This is a genomic window from Bacillus sp. ISL-7, assembly GCF_018613065.1.
In genome coordinates this window covers 93,548-111,278 of the sequence record NZ_JAGGQW010000047.1, presented here as the reverse complement: position 1 = coordinate 111,278, position 17,731 = coordinate 93,548, and the positions used below count along the sequence as shown (strand labels likewise).

12 protein-coding genes and 5 pseudogenes are annotated in these 17,731 nt (G+C 37.7%); 1 reads left to right on the top strand and 16 read right to left on the bottom strand.

The annotated features are described in order from the left end of the window. Positions 1–51 precede the first annotated feature (51 nt). From J7E66_RS32330 to J7E66_RS19560, 8 genes are all read right to left on the bottom strand, one after another. Positions 52–186 carry a hypothetical protein gene (locus J7E66_RS32330; RefSeq protein WP_282599650.1) on the bottom strand — a complete coding sequence of 45 codons (135 nt, stop codon included), beginning with the start codon at positions 184–186 and terminating at the stop codon, positions 52–54. 137 nt (positions 187–323) lie between these two features. Then, positions 324–1,469 (bottom strand): DEAD/DEAH box helicase, encoded by a 1,146-nt coding sequence (locus tag J7E66_RS19590; protein WP_215002914.1) that lies wholly within the window; start codon positions 1,467–1,469, stop codon positions 324–326. 107 nt (positions 1,470–1,576) lie between these two features. Beyond that, positions 1,577–1,876, bottom strand: coding sequence for a DUF5658 family protein (locus J7E66_RS19585; RefSeq protein ID WP_215002912.1), 300 nt, complete (start codon positions 1,874–1,876; stop codon positions 1,577–1,579). Positions 1,877–2,027: 151 nt separating this feature from the next. Continuing rightward, positions 2,028–2,876, bottom strand: a complete 849-nt coding sequence (locus J7E66_RS19580; protein ID WP_215002910.1) for an MBL fold metallo-hydrolase — start codon at positions 2,874–2,876, stop codon at positions 2,028–2,030. Positions 2,877–3,557: 681 nt separating this feature from the next. Then, positions 3,558–4,178: an arylformamidase gene (kynB, locus tag J7E66_RS19575; protein WP_215002908.1), complete on the bottom strand. Its 621-nt coding sequence runs from the start codon at positions 4,176–4,178 to the stop codon at positions 3,558–3,560. A gap of 97 nt (positions 4,179–4,275) precedes the next feature. After that, positions 4,276–6,255, bottom strand: coding sequence for a WG repeat-containing protein (locus tag J7E66_RS19570; protein WP_251033013.1), 1,980 nt, complete (start codon positions 6,253–6,255; stop codon positions 4,276–4,278). Between the two features lie 85 nt (positions 6,256–6,340). Continuing rightward, positions 6,341–7,354, bottom strand: a complete 1,014-nt coding sequence (locus J7E66_RS19565) for a 4Fe-4S binding protein (RefSeq protein ID WP_215002906.1) — start codon at positions 7,352–7,354, stop codon at positions 6,341–6,343. A gap of 194 nt (positions 7,355–7,548) precedes the next feature. Further along, complete coding sequence (locus tag J7E66_RS19560; RefSeq protein WP_215003018.1) at positions 7,549–8,532, bottom strand: Gfo/Idh/MocA family protein; 984 nt, start codon at positions 8,530–8,532, stop codon at positions 7,549–7,551. Between the two features lie 203 nt (positions 8,533–8,735). On the opposite strand from J7E66_RS19560, the gene J7E66_RS19555 reads away from it, so the two are divergent. Next, on the top strand, positions 8,736–10,391 hold the full coding sequence (locus tag J7E66_RS19555) for a glutamine--tRNA ligase/YqeY domain fusion protein (RefSeq protein WP_214715306.1): 1,656 nt from the start codon (positions 8,736–8,738) through the stop codon (positions 10,389–10,391). A 123-nt stretch (positions 10,392–10,514) separates the two neighbouring features. On the opposite strand, the pseudogene J7E66_RS31880 reads toward J7E66_RS19555, so the two are convergent. From J7E66_RS31880 to bcaP, 8 genes and pseudogenes are all read right to left on the bottom strand, one after another. After that, positions 10,515–11,048 (bottom strand): annotated as a pseudogene (locus J7E66_RS31880) (4Fe-4S dicluster domain-containing protein). Beyond that, a pseudogene (locus J7E66_RS19545) lies at positions 10,961–11,146 on the bottom strand (molybdopterin dinucleotide binding domain-containing protein); the annotation flags it as partial. The pseudogenes J7E66_RS19545 and J7E66_RS31880, both read right to left, overlap by 88 nt. Then, positions 11,133–11,369 (bottom strand): annotated as a pseudogene (locus J7E66_RS19540) (hypothetical protein); the annotation flags it as partial. The pseudogenes J7E66_RS19540 and J7E66_RS19545, both read right to left, overlap by 14 nt. Before the next feature lie 13 nt (positions 11,370–11,382). Further along, positions 11,383–11,427, bottom strand: a pseudogene (locus J7E66_RS32935) (hypothetical protein); the annotation flags it as partial. A gap of 101 nt (positions 11,428–11,528) precedes the next feature. Then, positions 11,529–12,710, bottom strand: a complete 1,182-nt coding sequence (locus J7E66_RS19535) for a hypothetical protein (RefSeq protein WP_215002904.1) — start codon at positions 12,708–12,710, stop codon at positions 11,529–11,531. Positions 12,711–12,847: 137 nt separating this feature from the next. Then, positions 12,848–14,011 (bottom strand): HD-GYP domain-containing protein, encoded by a 1,164-nt coding sequence (locus tag J7E66_RS19530; protein WP_215002902.1) that lies wholly within the window; start codon positions 14,009–14,011, stop codon positions 12,848–12,850. A 197-nt stretch (positions 14,012–14,208) separates the two neighbouring features. Continuing rightward, complete coding sequence (locus J7E66_RS19525; RefSeq protein WP_215002900.1) at positions 14,209–15,456, bottom strand: ATP-binding protein; 1,248 nt, start codon at positions 15,454–15,456, stop codon at positions 14,209–14,211. Between the two features lie 794 nt (positions 15,457–16,250). Next, positions 16,251–17,665: pseudogene (gene bcaP / locus J7E66_RS19520) on the bottom strand (branched-chain amino acid transporter BcaP). Positions 17,666–17,731: the final 66 nt, after the last annotated feature.

Sequence of the window (17,731 nt, the reverse complement as noted above, 5' to 3'; positions counted from 1 at the left end):
TGACCTCCCATAAAAAAAGCGCCTCCCTTATTAAAAAGGAGGCGCACTTTGTTATTTACTATTTGGACGGTTATGTTTTAGTGCTTCTCCAGTTGTAAATTCAACCAGTTCTTCACTATCTCTCATTGGTTTTTTGCGATTATTATTACGCTGAGCATTTTGATTACCAAGCTTCTGTCTTCCCACACTACCATCTCCTTTTTCGAGAAATACATTGATAGTATGAGTGAAAATAATTAGTCTTATTCTTTTTTGAGGACTGGAGCTTTTTCTAAATTTAGTCATTTGCTCATAATACTAGTTCTCTGGATGTGAGTTCTCCATTATCTCCGTAATTTCTGGTCTCTTTGTCCTTCTTCAGAAATCAGGCCTTTGTAAAACACTCTTTTATGAACCGGAACGTTTAACTCACGGCAATACTGTTTCAATTCTCTTTCTTCCCTTTCCGTAACAAGCGAGATAACAATCCCATTTGCACCCATTCTTCCTGTTCTTCCAGCCCTGTGCACATATTGCGATATATCCTTTGGAGAATCGATATTGACCACATGGGTAACCCCTTGGATATCAAGTCCTCTCGCCGCCACATCTGTAGCAATTAGCATGTTCATTTTGCCATCACGGAAAGACTTTAATGCAGCCTGCCGTTCGAGCTTTTTCATGTCGCTATGCAGAATTCCGATCGATAAATCTTTAAAATGTAATTTTTCCTTAAATACTTCAATTTCACCAATATCATTAATAAACGCAAGCGATTTACTATTTTCTAAGCGCGTGATTTTTTCGAGGAGCTTGATCTTATCTCTTGGATCACATGAAAAATAAATATGCTCGACTTCTCCAGACGAAGCAAGTTCATCCTTTTCGATGCGAAGAACTTCCGGGTCTTTCGTCATTTCTTTTGCCAATTTCTCTGTTGCTGGTTTCATTGTAGCTGAAAACAAAACAACTTGGCGGTCACTCATGGTTGATTTTACAATGTTTTGGACGGTATTAAGATGCTCGTGAATAAGTAATTGATCACCCTCATCGAGAACAACCAATTTTACTTCATGCATTTTCACCTTTTTCTGTTTGATCAGTTCAAATAAACGACCAGGTGTTGCAAAAATAACATGCGGGCGTTTCTTTAATTTTTCAAGCTGGCGTTTCATATTGGCTCCGCCAATAATCGAAGTGCCCCTTATTCCGCTGCCTTCCGACCATTTTTGAAATTCTTGATAGACCTGCATTACCAGCTCCTGCGAAGAAGCTAACACAACCGCTTGCAAAGTTTGTAGACTTGGGTCCATTTTATCTAACAATGGCAACAAATAAGCCAGCGTTTTTCCAGTACCTGTCGGTGACTCGGCAATTAAATTCTTGCCTTCAAGAATCATTGGAATAGCGGCTTCTTGAATGGAAGTCGGCTGTTGAAATCCTGACTTTTCCCAAGCTTCCTGCAAGTATGGTTTTAAGGTATTTAACATATTGAACTCCTTTATATAAAAATCATTTTTCTTATTATTTGTCTTTCCATATCGTATTGATACTAACTGAATAACCTTGGAGTGTCTAGTTGGGATTAGAGGAAAAGTCATGATGCAGTATTTAAGTAGAGGACAATCCACACCATATGATACACCAGGACGGAGAGATAAAGAACACAAGTGGAAACCAAAAGAGTCCGAATCCACCCTTTTAGTGGTCGCAAGTAGAACAAACCAAGCAACAAGAGGGGCAGAAAGATTTTTATGATGTAAAAATAGGACCAGCTTTTTTCAATTACAAGCTTCATCATTGGATTTCCCTCTTCAACAATACCTGAAACAATTCCAAAATGAGTTAAAACAGCATCCAACAGTCCAGCAACTAGTAAAAAGAAACAGAGTCTCATTATTTCCACCTCAAATGAATTAGTTCAATTAGTCTCCATTATTACTAATGATATTTATGTTGATACCTAAAGTTTTTTGTTCTTAAAAACGAACATGCAAGTGATATAAAAGAGCTGCATGAGTCAACAGCCCTAGTTTCTTCAGAAATTACTAATTCACATATTTCCCACTTTCAGGCCGGCCAATTTCAGCAAAATGCTCCACTAAATAATTTAGATTTTCTGCTAGGTCCTCCCCACTCATTGGAAGTCCATGACCAGTCACTGCTACTTGCGGCTTGAGTGCCTCTAACTTTTTTACAGATTCAAAAGCAGCATCCCAGTCAGTAGTGTAATATTTTGGGGGACCGCTAATCTCTTGTGTTTGCGTCATTACTTTATATAGAGATTCTTGTTTTACCGTCACAAATGCATCTCCCACAATCAGCGCCCGGTCTTGTTCACGGAATAAGGAAATATGGCCCGGCGTATGCCCGGGTGTATGTACCCACTTCCAATTAGGCATATTTGGAACGGTTCCATCTGCAGGAAGCATATGAACATGCGCACTAATATCAATTCCATGGTTGGGGAACATCGGTGACATTTTTGCAACAAGTCCACGATCAACATTAGGGTCACCAGGCGGATAATCTAACTTTCCAGTCAAATAAGGGATTTCCAGCTCATGTGCATATACCGGAATCTCCCATTCCTCCAACAATTCAGCCACTGATCCGACATGGTCAAAATGTCCATGCGTTAACACAATCGCTTTAGGAAGGGCACCCTCACCAAAACGTTCTTCAACCATTTCCTTTATCTCATCTGCTGACTTAGGCATGCCCGTGTCAATTAAAACAAAATCATCCAAATTATTCGGGTTGCCTACAAGTACTAGGTTCACGATTTTGTCGGTGTAACAATAAATATCAGGCAAAACTGCTATTCCAACTCCACTGCCGATTGAGGTCACTGGAAGAAAGGTTTCTTCAAATTTACTATCCTGATTGCGCTCCAAAAAAAAATCCCTCCCTTTTTGTTTATTATTTATCTGGAAGGGAAAATTATTACAACCTCTATCCTTGGTTCTTTAATATTAATATTATAACGAATTTTCCGTTCTTAATACAGTTTTTATTTTCAAAAAAAAACTGCCCACAAGGAGCAGCCTTTAATCAAATGTTCGCAAAGTCATTTTATACAGATTACGATTAATTTCCTCCGAATGAAATTGATTTATATCAAGTTTGAGTTTGGAATAATTACGGTAATTATGGCTCAATACACTGTGTATTCCTATGGATCTCTTCTCCTCAAAATAATCGAGTATTAAGCCAAACAGTTCAGGTTATCCCCTTAACCACTGTTAATCATAAAATAGTATCAGCAAATAAAAAGACCATGACACAAAGGAGCATGCCTCATCGACTCCTAAACAAGAGAAGGATGCTGATCATACCTTTAATAATTATGTTATTCCTGTTTTGGTCGGTTTATTTTTTATCTTCGGACTGGGGAGTTACTGGCTAGTATTTCGTAGAAAACATACTTAGAACGAAGAGACTCTGGAGGTTTTTTCCTTGATGTGTTATTGCTTAAACCAAACAAATCTGATTGTGGCCTATAACAGAAGAAGCGTGAATCCAGTTTAGTTGAGATTCACGCTTCTTTTTTAATCCATAATGGTGCCTGACACCATTCATTTCTGACGCAGGACTGCGCGAACTGGACTCCCGTCTCCTTCGACTAATGGGAGCGGCAGGGCAATGAGTTCGTAATCTCCTGGTTCAATTTCATCGAGCATTAGTGACTCTAGGATGTGAATTCCATGTTCATTCAAGCTATGATGGGCAGGCAGCTCTTTACTGTCGATTGGATCAACAGATGGAATATCCAAGCCGATAAGCTGAATCCCTTTCCTTCCTAAGAAAGGAGCTAAGTTTGGCTCAATATGTGGAATCTTTTCAGGGAATTGATTGGGATTTTCCCACGCAAGGGTTCTGAACAACACCCGTTTGCACCCATCAAGATCCATCTCTCTTAAATCAGCTGCACCAATGCTTTCCTTTCCAATCATATCAATAACTTTCGCTGGACCGATGTATAGATTTAGGTCCAACTCAATGATCTTTTTTCCCGCGTTATCAAAATGAAACGGAGCATCCACATGTGTTCCCGTGTGGGTACTTAATTCGAGTCTGCCAACATTAACAGAGCCGCTTTCCTCCATTGGCCATGAGACCTCATATTTAAAGGTGGTATCACCCGGCCAGACTGGCATCCCGTTTATTAGCTTTCTAGAAACATCAAAAATCTTCATTCCAATACCTCCCCTAGACATCTTGACTGTATCACCATTATTTCATTTTTTTTCATTAGAATCCATGAAAAAAAGACAGGTTTGATTCCTGCCTTTGTTAATGAAACGATTTCCAAAATTCACTGTTACCATTAATGATGTTCTTTAAGTCCTTAAAAGGGATGGTAAAGGTAGGGAAACCAGCAACAAAAGCGGCGATTTCATATGGATTAAAGTAGATATTCAAGCCCGCCTCACTAATAAAAAATGGCTGATCAGCTTGGATTCCATGGTACTCATCAGGAAATAAGTAAGAAGAATATTTTTCATTACTTTTTATTTGATCACCAATCATATCACTGATTACTTTCACGTACGGGCTGCCAGACTTAAAGAGGTCTTTTAATTGATAGATCGAGCCTGTTTTTAGGTTAATATTAGCATATTTTTCCACTGGCATACCGTGAGTGGCACAAAACGGGTAGTCATACCCTGTTATCTTAATGACCAGTAAATTTTTCTCGTAAAGGGTAACCTCAAAATCCCCCGTATAATTCGATTCCAATTGTGTGTGTGCCGGCATGGGTTTTACCCCCGCCAGTTCCTTTAAAGCATGATTTACTTTTTCCTGATGAATTTTCATACCTTCAATCTGCGGGAAATAGACTAAATAATCCTTATTAGGCTTATATTTTTGCTCGACAACTGAGTAGTTATTATTTAGCGGGACAATCGTGGCTTGCTTCCAGAGCAACTCACCATTTTGATTAAAATAGTGCAGGCGCTCGTCAACATCACCTTTGATTAACGTTTTCTCAAAACTAAGCGAGCCGCTGCCCCTGACCATTGGCAGCTGTTCGATTCTCTTTCCAAGTTTGTCAATTAAGTAAATATGCTGAGCATCGGAGACAGAGGCAAGGCCGTCCTGAAATTTCGTGATTCCATTAAAGATAAATCCTGTAAGGATATGACCACCCGAATCTGCTAAGGCATAAATAGACCTCATACAGGGTAGTTTTGGATCCATCTCTTTCCCGATGGCAAAGCGTCCCTCATCTAGATATAAGATTTGGTTATAGTTTGGCTTAATCACATAATGGCCAGTTCGATCAATAACGCCATACTGTTCCCTATTATTATCTGACAAACTAACAATGGCACATCCGTCTATAAATGACTCTGCAGATGAAAATTTAGGCTCTATGACAGTCTTTCCCTGTTCATCGATATATCCAATCTTCCCATCGTTACTTTCCTTAAATGCAAGCAAACCTTGGCCATAATTACTGACATAAGCATAAGGGTACGATTGTAATATCTTTCCGGTAAGGTCGATTAATTGAAAACTTCCATCTTTTGTTTTTACAATTGCTTTCCCCTGATCAAAATCACTAGCGCTTTCAAAGGTTATCGGAATAACCACTTTCCCTCGTTTATTCAAATAACCGTATAAATACCGCCCATGCTCATCTTTTTCTACAGCACGTACGCGCCCCTCTTTATACTCTCCGACAATAATCGAATAAGCCCGATCCGTGATTTCTTTGCCACTTTCATCAATCACCTTGAATCCTTGAGGATCGTTGACAACGGCCCGGCCTTCTGAAAAAGGATAAATTGTATCGTATTTGGGCTGCACAATAAAATACCCTTGGTCATTAATAATTCCTGATTTGTCCATTAAACCAACAATAGCTAAACCATTCTCCTGGAAATCCTCGGCATGCTCATAGCTGATAGGAAGAATCAGTTTCCCTTTCGCATCGATATAGCCCCACTTATTTCCGCCTATTTTCTTCATCACCACTGGGAAAAGATAGACGGCCCTTGTGTCTCGAAAATTTGAAAGCGCTCGGACCGCCTTTTTCTCCACCTCAGGAGGCAGGGGATAATAATATATAAAATGACCAAAGTAATTCTTCAGAACAAATAAATAGGGCTTTCGATTAAGACGATACACCCCAAATATTTCATATAATCCATCCTCGTCTATATCCATATATTGGATAACCGCTTGTGAATCTCGAAATTCCAACTCTGCTCCAGCTGGGAGGTATGGCACTATCCAAGTTATTAATTCTCTGTTAGATCTAAACATCATAACTCACCCATTTTAGTTTTCTATATTTATATGATGAAAAGTGGGCTATGTGTTTAACACTTATACGGGAAAACACCGCTAATTATTTTATGTTTTTGGCTTCTGGGATTAGTTGTTTCCATTCTTCATAGGAGATGATTGAATCCCAGTGACCTGTTATTTTTGCAAAAGTAATAATAACGAAAAACAGCACGAAGAAGGTAACTGGTACAAACCATTTATTCACCTTTTTACGCGCAACCGTCATGTTGAGTGTGTCTTTTACGGGGCATGCCTCTACACAGGACATACATGCTGAACAATTAAGAGAATTTATAGTCTCCACCTTATGTACCTTTAATCGTTGCGGACAAACCTTTGTACACATTTCGCAGTTTGTACAAGTATCTTCATTCCGCTCAATTTTTGTAATCCTAAAGATACTTCCAAGACCAATTAATGCACCGTACGGACAGAGGAAGCGGCACCAAAAGTTTCTAAAGAATAACGACAAGAGGAAGATCACAATAATAAACTTCAAGGCAAAGCCGCCAAGATTTGTGAATAAAAGAAGCATTTTCACATCAGAGACCTTATTATACGGCTCCTCGAGAAAGCTTTTAGCAGTAAAAGCAGGCATTTGAACAACCATTAGGACAAAAAAGAGCATCAATAAGTATTTAATAGGTGTTAAAAGCCAAGTTACCCATCGTGGAATTTCAAAATTCCTTTTAAACATCTTTCTGCCAAACCAGCCAATCATTTCACTAAATGTTCCAACAGGACATATCCAGCTGCAGAACGACTTACGAAGAATAATTCCTGCACCTACAAAAAATGCTAGTAAAATCAGGCCCGCAGGATGAATCACATCGAACTCTCCACTCGTCAGCCATACCTTTAAGGCGACCAAGCCGCTGATTGGCAAAAACCCTTCGACCGCAGATGGCCGTTCAACGAAAGGGGTTTTTCCGAGGGTTTCAAAATGCAAATAAAATTGATAAAACTGCAAACCAATATATAGTAAAAACAGCAGAAACAAGCCCTGAACAGTATATCTTGTCATTTGCACAGGCTTACGTTTCATCTGTTTCATATACCACGCTTTTGACTTCATAAGGGTTTCCTCCAATCCTGTTACATCAACTATAAAAAACATTCAATGCATGGAATGTGATAAAAGTCATTAAGAATATTGAATTCATAAAGAGTTCACAAAACCATTCTTTAAAACGTCAATTAAGTTCAATACCATTAAGAAAACCCCATAAGACAAGGCCAGAGGATGTATCCCCTGGCCCGTTTTTGTTTCTATTTTTCTGAAGCAAATAAAATATTATTTTGTCTTCTTGCTTCTTCTGTGATTCGAAGGACAATTTCGCTCCAACTTTTCAATTCCTGATATTCTTGATCATTTTCGGTTTCAATAATCCTGGCAATATTTTCACATTCATAAATCATGTTTTGTTCTTCTAGTTCGACACTCAAGATTTCGCTCTCTATTCCACGGTTGTCAACCAAGGTTATTTTTGAAATCGGGGCCGCATCTTCGAGGACAAAGGTTCCCTTTTCTCCATGTATTTCACACGGTAATTCCGAATGAGATATTTTCGAACAAAGGATTGTACAGACAAAATCGTCATACGTTAACACAAGTGTTCCACTTCCATCCACACCGCTGCGGAGGAGGACCGGGTGATAGGTTACCTGCTTGGGCTCACCAAACAACCCGACGGCTAAATAGAGTGGATAAACACCTAAATCAACAAGTGCGCCGCCAGAATAGGTAGCAGAAAAAATATTTGGTTCCTCCCCTTGTAAAAATAAATCATAACGGGAGGAATATTTCATGTATGGTAACATGGTACTTCGCAACTCCCCTACCATAGGGAGCTTGTCCTTTAATATTTTGAAATTAGGGGTATGCACATTTCGAATTGCTTCAAATAAATAAACCCCATTTTCCGCCGCTGTCTGGTATGCCTTCGCCAACTCTGCACTATTTGAAAATATCGGTTTTTCGCAGATCACGTGTTTCTTATTTTTCAAAAACATTAGTGTCTGGTCAAAATGGACTGAATTTGGCGATGCTATGTATACAGCTTCTATTTCAGAAGTTGACGCCATCTCCTCTAGATCTGTATAAAAATTAGGAACGTTATATGTATCTGCAAATTGTTTCGCTTTGTCCTCTGTTCTGGAATAGACACTTGTTAATTGCCATTGACCGCTAAGTTGTGCTGCTTGGATAAAGGATTCAGTAATCCACCCTGTTCCGACTGTACCGAAGTTAATCATTGTACTTCCCCTTCCTTTATATCTTCAAGAAACTATTGTAGTCTTTTTCAACCACACTTGCCAATTCCGAATTTCAAAAAAAATGAGCAAACATTCCATTTTATGTGTGTTTTTCACATGAATTGTAGGGAACAATGGAAAAATATCAGTATTTATGTTATTTATAAAGTAGTAGTTAAGAATGAAAGAGGTTGAAAAGGGTGGAAAATCATACATCAAATTTTATTAAAGATATTATGATAAAAGATTTGGAGTCCGGAAAGCACAACAAAATCGTCACTCGGTTCCCGCCAGAGCCAAACGGTTATTTACATATCGGACATGCAAAATCGATTGTAATCAACTTCGGCTTGGCAGATGAATTTAACGGGCTTACCAATTTACGCTTTGACGATACGAATCCATTAAAGGAAGATATCGAATATGTAAATTCGATCAAAGAAGATGTAAAATGGTTAGGCTTTGAATGGGATAACTTACTATTTGCATCGAATTATTTTGAAGAAATGTTTAGGAGAGCGGTTCTTTTAATAAAAAAAGGATTAGCCTATGTTGATGACCTTTCAGCGGATGAAATTCGTGAATACCGTGGAACACTTACCGCGCCCGGCAAAAATAGCCCCTATCGCGATCGCTCCATAGAAGAAAACCTTGAATTATTTGAAAATATGCGAAATGGTATGTACGACAACGGTCAAAAGGTCCTGCGGGCAAAGATTGATATGTCATCACCAAATATTAATTTACGTGATCCTGTTATTTACCGTATTGCTCATGCAACACATCATAACACGGGCGATAAATGGTGTATTTATCCGATGTACGCATTTGCTCATCCACTCGAAGATGCGATTGAAGGGGTAACTCATTCGATCTGTACGATTGAATTTGAGGATCAACGCCCCCTTTATAATTGGATTGTTGAAAACTGTGAAATGGAAAGCATCCCACAACAAATTGAATTTGGTCGCTTAAATGTAACCAATACTGTGATGAGTAAACGAAAGCTGAAGCAATTGGTTGACGAGGGATTTGTTGATGGCTGGGATGATCCGCGTATGCCGACGATTTCCGGGATGAGAAGAAAAGGATTTACACCAGAATCGATTCGTGCTTTTGTCAGTGAAACTGGCGTTCATAAGGGTTCAGGTGCAGTTGATTCACAAATGCTTGAACATTTTGTCCGTGAAGATTTGAAATTAAAAGCACCTCGTACCATGGGTGTAATCAACCCATTAAAGGTAGTCATCACGAATTATCCAGAAGGACAAATTGAATTGCTTGATGCCGAAGTCAATTCAGAAAATCCTGAGATGGGATCAAGGAAAATTCCATTCTCTCGTGAAATCTATATTGAACAAGACGACTTCATGGAGGAACCACCTAAGAAATATTTCCGTCTATTCCCAGGCAATGAGGTCCGCCTTAAAAACGCTTATTTCATTAAATGTGAAGAGGTTGTCAAAGATCCAAATGGTAAGGTCGTCGAACTGCGCTGTACCTATGACCCTGAAACAAAAAGTGGTACAGGTTTTACAGGCAGAAAAGTAAAAGGAACCATTCATTGGGTGGAAGCAGCCCATGCAGTTCCTGCTGAATTCCGACTTTATGAGCCGCTTATTTTGGATACAGCTGATGAAGCTGACGGGGCTGAAAAATCCTTCCTTGATAACGTTAATCCACATTCACTTGAGGTGTTACAAGGTTTTGTAGAACCAAACATGAAGGAAAGCAGACCGCAGGAAAAATTCCAATTCTTTAGACACGGTTACTTCAACGTCGATCCCAAAGAAACGACAGTCGATAAGTTAGTATTTAACAGGATTGTTTCCTTAAAAAGTTCTTTTAAAATATAACAGTAAAGAACCAGGCGCAAAACATTGCCTGGTTCTTTTTCTATTCTATAATAGAGAAGGGTACTTCTAAGATAAGTTCTTTGAACGGGATTTTATTATTTTTATCTGTCATGCGAATCCCTCCTAAAACAATATAGTGACGCCCTGAAGAATACCAGGAAGATTCACTTTTACATTTGTTTCGCCTTCTAAATAAGGCGTACTTGTTACCCATTTACCATTATCTAAGTTAAATTGCTTTTGTTTCGCTTCAATTTCTTCATCTGTCAGCCATTGTAATGTATTAGACGGGCAAACACTTGCACACATTGGCGGGATGCCATCCTTTGTACGGTCGATACAAAGATCGCACTTGTACATTAAATTTTGCTCTGTATCAAATTCGGTATTCCATACGGGCAAGCAATGGTACAATTTTGGCAGCCAATGCACTTTTCCACTAGAGCCGAAAGAACGGCACCTGTTTCATGGATTTGGATCGCCTGGGCTGGGCTGGACAGCTTCTTGCACAAGCTGGATTCACACAGTGAAGACACATCAGAGCATCGTTTGACGGTTAACAAGCGGATTCACATCGTAAACATAGTTACGGTTACGTTCCTCATGCCCTCCGCACTGCGTACAAGCCGCCAAACACGAGCGGCACACGCTTTGAATTCCGGCATCCGTGACATAGGATCAAGCGCTGCAATCGTTAATAGATTAATAGATTTATCGTGACCAAAATGGTAGGGAACAAATACTCGGTGGTCTCTCGCCCCAAGCAATAAAGCGGTAGAAAAATCCACCGATAAAGACGATTGTTCCGACCATATATCCATAAAGATTCAAGTCAACATGCGTGAACATTCTTGTGCCAATAAAAATTAAAATGGCCAGTCCAGCAATAGCTAAAAACATTGATTTAGCAAAATGTGAAGCAAAGGCATCATTGACCGAGCTTCCTGTTTTTTTATTTGTGGCAATATTTGATTGCATCCTCTAGTCCCTCCTAAAAAATAACACCACCGTTTTTCTTACTCTCATTGTAAGAAAAACGGTGGTGTTATAAATATCAGTGAGTTCCCCTATCATGAAAGGGAAAAACCCTTAGAAATGTTATTTTAGACAAATGTTTGTCACATATAGTAATGTGATCTATTTTTGAGTGTACTTTTTTCGCCAGGAATATAGAAGAAGTAATAAACCAATTAGTATTTGCAAGGTAAAAAGTATTGCATCCCAGAATGGAAGCGAGGACGGTCCTTTGGAAAAGCCAGGAAGAATTCTTTTCCATGCAAATAATAATTGGGGGACATAAAAAAATGTATATATGCTAACTGTCAGTATGACTCCGACAAAATAAAAGATTGAATATAAAAAAACGATCTTTTTTTCTCCTTCAAAAACAACCTCTTGTATTGATGGTGAGTTGAGAAATGAAAGCTTCTTCCTTATCGCTTTCTGAGCATTTTCCATTAAGTTATAGCAGCCCGATACGTTTTCAATTACGTAATATAAATCGGTTTTCATATAAATGAAGCCTTGGTAAACCATTCGAATAAATGTATCCAAGACCACTACATTCATAACACCCAGGAAAATCTCTGACCCATTTGTAAAAATTAGATGGCTAATTAATGCGCATGAAAGAATAAGTGTATCAAAGCAAAGACCCGCCAGAAATAAAACATTCCGCTTATTAGAAGGAAGTTTCCAAACCGAAGACATATCAGTCTCAAGGACAACAAGTATTAATCGATGCCCGACCTCCAGCTTAGTAGGAAGACTTTGAGCCCTCATCGCTAATATGTGGCCAAACTCATGAATAAAGACAAGGATAATCGTAATTACCATCCAAGTCGGGATGTTCAAAATCATTAAATCAAAAACAAACAAATCCTTATAATGCGGAAATAAACTTGGATGGGATAGAAGGATAAACACATTAACTAGCAATAAAGTGATATAAACAAGGTATGCAGCCTTATTAAAGAAAAACTCCCCGATCTTTGGTGAAATCCATAAAAGGCCTAAGTCTTTCTTTTTCTTTTCCTTCAATTCAACTTTTACACCATCAACTTCACCTATCAAGCCCATAATTAGTAATTGTTCGGCAAAATCAAGTATATCTACTTCATCATTAGGATATTTATCTTTAAGCACCCGTTCAATTTCCTCTATCGACCCACCATTGTTGATTAAATGGATTGCATCAATACAAACCCTCGGCATCTCATAAAACTCGCCTAATGCAATATCTTCAACGATATAATGTTTTTTATCCTTGCGAATATTGACTGGGACCAGCAAAAGACGTGAATGAAGTGTTAGGTTCATATTAACACCCTTTATCTCATATTTTATCATTAAGAAAGGATGCTAGCTTTTCGCTAGCATCCTTTTTTAACCTTTCCAACCAGGAACAAATTGACACCACCAGCAAGTTGTTTTTACCTTTTTCAGTTTACGGATTTTCATAAATCCACCTCCTTAGGAAATTCCCATTCTTTTAACCACGGATATTTTTTATGAAATTTAATCCATGCTGGATATACCTTTTTGAATTCTTCCACTAACATAGGATCAAATTGGGAACCTTTTCCGTCAATGATGCGTTGATAGGCTACTTCAACTGGCATTGCTGCTCGATAAGATCGAGAAGATGTCATTGCATCAAAAGCATCTGCAACTGCAGCCACTCTAGCAAGGAAGGGGATTTCTTCTCCTTTTAATTGATCAGGATACCCTTTACCATCCCAACGTTCATGATGCGAACGAATGACAGAAAGACTACCTTTAATCCCCTCGACATTATCAACTGCTTCAGCACCAACAACTGGATGTGATTTTATTATTTCAAATTCATCGTTTGTCAGCTTCCCTGGTTTCATTAGAATACGATCAGGGATATGAACTTTTCCTATATCATGTAATAAACATGCATAATAAAAAGATTTTTGCTCATCTTTGGAAAGCTTACCTATTTCCTTTGCTAACAACAAAGCATAACTGGCTACTCTTTCACTATGTCCCTTAGTATATGGATCCTTTAACTCCAGAGTAGCTATAACACCTTTTACAATTCCTTCTAATTGTTTGTCGTATGAAGTACTTATCGCTTTTACGTATCCCTGAAAACGAACTAATAAAAAAAATGCCATGATAGACAGTACAGCTATTAAAATAATTGGGATTATTACATAAGAAGTTTTTAATATAATACCAACGAGTAAATATCTTGCCGTAACACCTAAGCTTACTAGCCAAAAATATCTTCTACTAAGGAAAAGCGGTAGCGATAAAAGTAAAAACACTTCTATTAAATTCCCACTTTTGTAAGATGCTCCCCTTCCATAGAAGGATAAGATATCCACAATAAAAGTAACCAATAGATAGCTAATAAAAAATACGTATTTTATTGAGGCTTGCTTATTCCGCTTATTTAAATAATATGCTATTGGAATTAATATTATTAAAAGGATATAGGTTAAATAAAAAAATTTACTAGGCGGGCCCACTGCTTCATGTTCTATGAAGGCTGGGAAAAGATAGTAATAGAAAAAATCATAACCTACAAGAATTATATAAAAAAATAAAAGAAACCATTTAACAGTTCTTATTTCTTCATTAGGTAACATAAACTCCTCCATGTATCTATCCCATTGTACTTTCCATAAAATCCTCATAGAAATGCTAATATAAAATACTTTTACTTTTTTCAAATCTATAAAAGAAAATTACAAAATCTATTAATGTTCAGTATTCCTCTACATTATATATCATTGATAATACCCTTGAAACACTTTATTTTGATGAATTTTGTATAATTGTAGAACTATTTATCTATTTGTAGTATCGGTAAAGTTACAATTACTCGTGTTCCTTTATCAATAATACTTTTTATTTTCATCGCACCCCTGTGATCCTTAATTATTTGATCTGTAACCATTAAGCCTAAGCCTGTTCCATCCGTTTTCGTAGTAAAAAATGGTTCTCCAAGATTTAGGATATTCTCATCAGCAATTCCACACCCCTCATCTTGAATTGAAACGGACAGTTTGTGTTTTTCTAATACTTTAACATGTATTTCTATCCTGCCGCCCTCAGGCATTGCTTCGATTGCATTTTTGATCAAATTAATAAATACTTGTTTTAATTGTTTATCATCACAATCCAGAGGTGGTAAGGGGCCAGCTATTATTGTTTCAACAATTACTCCTTGTCTTTCGGCTTGTTGTTGCGTAATGGATAATGTATAAGCAATTATTTCTTCAATACTTGCCTTTTCAAATTTGATTACTCTTGGTTTTCCAATGGACATCAGATCATTTACAATGGAATTAATCCGGTCGATTTCCTGAATCATAATTGGATAATAATCGTTTGTGTTTGGATACCGTTCCTGCTGCAGTTGTGTAAAGCCCTTTAATGATGAAAGGGGATTACGTATTTCATGGCCGATTGCCGCAGCCATTTGACCAATAACAGCCAGCTTTTCTTTTTGTCGTAGTTCTTCGTAAACGGTTGTCAAGGTTTGAATATAGGAATTAAAGCGTATCACTAAAATATAGGCTATCACTGATAAGATGACATAGATAACTGTTGGAATTAATACGTTTAAATCTTGTAAAATTATTCCTAACAATAATTCCTTCCCTATCATCCCCAACGAAACAACCCAGAAGTATTTTTTATTTACAAAAATAGGACTAAATAGAACAAATAATACTTCCACGATATTTCCTGCAGCATAAGAAGCTGTCGTTCCTAAAATTTCTAAAAGGGTGTCCAAAATATCAATACCGATATAGCTAATGATGTAGATATATTTAACAATGTAAGGATTTCCCTTTTTAATAAAGTAAATAGCAATAGGCAACAAAGCAAGGATTAATATATATAACCAAATTCCCAGACCAACTCTCTCTGTATTAAATTGACTTTTCTGGTCATTTAAGTGAGGTCTAATATAATTATAGAAAATATCAAACGAATAAAACATAAAGTAAAATAACCATAAAAACAGTGTTATTGCCTTTCTCTCTTCAAATAAAAGCTTCGGATTGTTGATGCCTTCTTTCATGCTAGTTTCTCCTCAATCTAATCATCTTTTAAAAAAATTAGTTATAAAAACCTGCACCTATTTTATCATCTTTCTTAAGTTAAAATTATATTATTTTTGTTAAATCGATGAGTTTCGACATTTTTCGATAAATCAAATAAAAGAAGGAACTTACTATAGTAAGTCCAGGCTGTCGAAAAACCTTCGACAGCCTTTTATTATATTCATTTTCTTTATCGATTCACCGCATTAATCTATTATAATATCTCATTTAAAGGCAAATGCCAATAAACATAAGTTTACAAAAGAAGAGGTGGAAGTAGAAACTCGCGAATATTTTGAGGAATTAAATAAAGTTATAGAAGACGATAGAATTAAATTTGGAAAAAAAGCCGTTTAAGGAAGGGAGGACTGCCGGTTACGGGGATTGAAGAATGCAAGTGAACAGGCTCTCCTTACGGCAGCCTGCCAAAATATAAAAAAGATTGCAACACACTTAGCCAGACTGGAAAAAGTGTGTTGCAATTCTTTAGGTTGATTCGCCACCCTGTTGATTGGAGCGGAAGGTGCGAGACTCCTGCGGGAGTACGGGGCTGGGGAAACCCCACAGGCGCTTAGCGCCGAGGAGGCTCCCCGGCACGCCCGCTGAAAGCGAAGCACCTGGAGCGGAAATCAACAGGCCCGGTTGCAAGGACAAATAATTTAATAAAAATGGGTATTTTTAAATTTAGGCAAAATAAAAAATTGCCGAGAAAAATACCATTTCTCGACAATCTGGACTTACATAGAGTAAGCCCCTTCTTTGTTTAATCCAATTAGTTAACTTTTTTCAACAAATCCATTGCTTTATTCAAGGTTGAATGTTTACGTCCATACCCGAAATAAACGAATAGCCCAATCACAAGCCAAACTCCGAAGCTAATCCAAGTTGTTTTTGGTAACTGAATAATTAAATACCCGCAGAACACAAAAGCAAGAATTGGAATATAAGGTACAAATGGAACCCGGAAGCCTGTTTTAGGTGCTTGTTTATTTTTTCGAAGATATAAAATCCCCACTGAAACCGTCATAAAGGCAAAGAGAGTTCCGATATTTGTTAGTTCTGCAAGTTTGTTTAATGGAACTAAACCTGCAAAAATTGATACAAGTAAACAAATAATCCATGAATTCACCATTGGTGTCTGCTTGTTCTTATCAACTTTTGAAAATACCTTTGGCAATAGGCCATCACGGCTAATCGCATAAAATAAACGAGATTGTCCATAAAGAAGAACCAATAATACTGTTGTGATACCTGCAATTGCACCAAGTGAGATAAAACCAGCCACCCAATCCTGATGGATATAGTTAAGAGCAAATGCAACTGGGTTTTTCACGCCTAACTCTTGGTAAGGAACAATTCCTGTTAGAATGGCAGAGACAGTAATATATAACACCGTACATACTAGTAAAGATACGATAATACCAATTGGCATATTCTTTTGCGGATTTCTCACTTCTTCAGCTGCAGTTGATACGGCATCAAAGCCAATATAAGCAAAGAATACCGTTGCAGCACCAGATGTCACACTGAAAATCCAAATGGCATAAATGGCGTCCAGTTTGAAGGCTTTACATACCAAGCGCCCACACCGATAAATAACAAAACAACGACTAACTTTATAATTACCATAATCGTGTTAAAGCGAGCAGATTTCTTAACACCCTGTGTTAATAGTAACGTGATGATTACTATGATAAGAATTGCCGGAACATCGATAAATGTGCCGTTTGCTGGATCATATGCACTTGTGATTGCTTTAGGAAAATGAATACCAAAGCCAGCGAGAAGCCCTTGTAAATACCCGGACCAACCACTAGCAACAGCAGATGATGCAAACCCGTATTCGAGGATTAAATCCCAACCCAATATCCAGGCAATTATTTCACCAAAGGTAGCGTAGCTATACGTATACGCACTCCCTGAAACCGGTACAGTGGATGCAAATTCCGCATAACATAGGGCAGCAAATACGCACGCTAATCCAGATAAAACAAAAGATAAAATAAGTGCAGGTCCTGCATGTTCTGCTGCTGCAACACCAGTTAATACAAATATTCCGGTACCTATAATAGCTCCAATTCCAAGCATGGATAAATCAAAGGCACCTAAATCTTTCTTTAAATTTACATCTTTTTGTCCAGCTTGTTGTATAAGATCCTTTATTGATTTTTTTCTAAATAAATTCATTGGTTTACCTCCACGAAAATGATGACGGAATGTTCTGAAAAAACAGTTCACTAAAAATATATATCG

Coding starts and splice junctions, on each gene's coding strand:
- J7E66_RS19570 (WP_251033013.1), bottom strand. CDS start 6,255: ATGTTTAGATCTAACAGAGAATTAATAACTTGGATAGTGCCATACCTC.
- J7E66_RS19585 (WP_215002912.1), bottom strand. CDS start 1,876: ATGAGACTCTGTTTCTTTTTACTAGTTGCTGGACTGTTGGATGCTGTT.
- J7E66_RS19525 (WP_215002900.1), bottom strand. CDS start 15,456: ATGAAAGAAGGCATCAACAATCCGAAGCTTTTATTTGAAGAGAGAAAG.
- J7E66_RS19535 (WP_215002904.1), bottom strand. CDS start 12,710: ATGAACCTAACACTTCATTCACGTCTTTTGCTGGTCCCAGTCAATATT.
- J7E66_RS19565 (WP_215002906.1), bottom strand. CDS start 7,354: ATGAAGTCAAAAGCGTGGTATATGAAACAGATGAAACGTAAGCCTGTG.
- J7E66_RS19590 (WP_215002914.1), bottom strand. CDS start 1,469: ATGTTAAATACCTTAAAACCATACTTGCAGGAAGCTTGGGAAAAGTCA.
- J7E66_RS19530 (WP_215002902.1), bottom strand. CDS start 14,011: ATGTTACCTAATGAAGAAATAAGAACTGTTAAATGGTTTCTTTTATTT.
- kynB (WP_215002908.1), bottom strand. CDS start 4,178: ATGAAGATTTTTGATGTTTCTAGAAAGCTAATAAACGGGATGCCAGTC.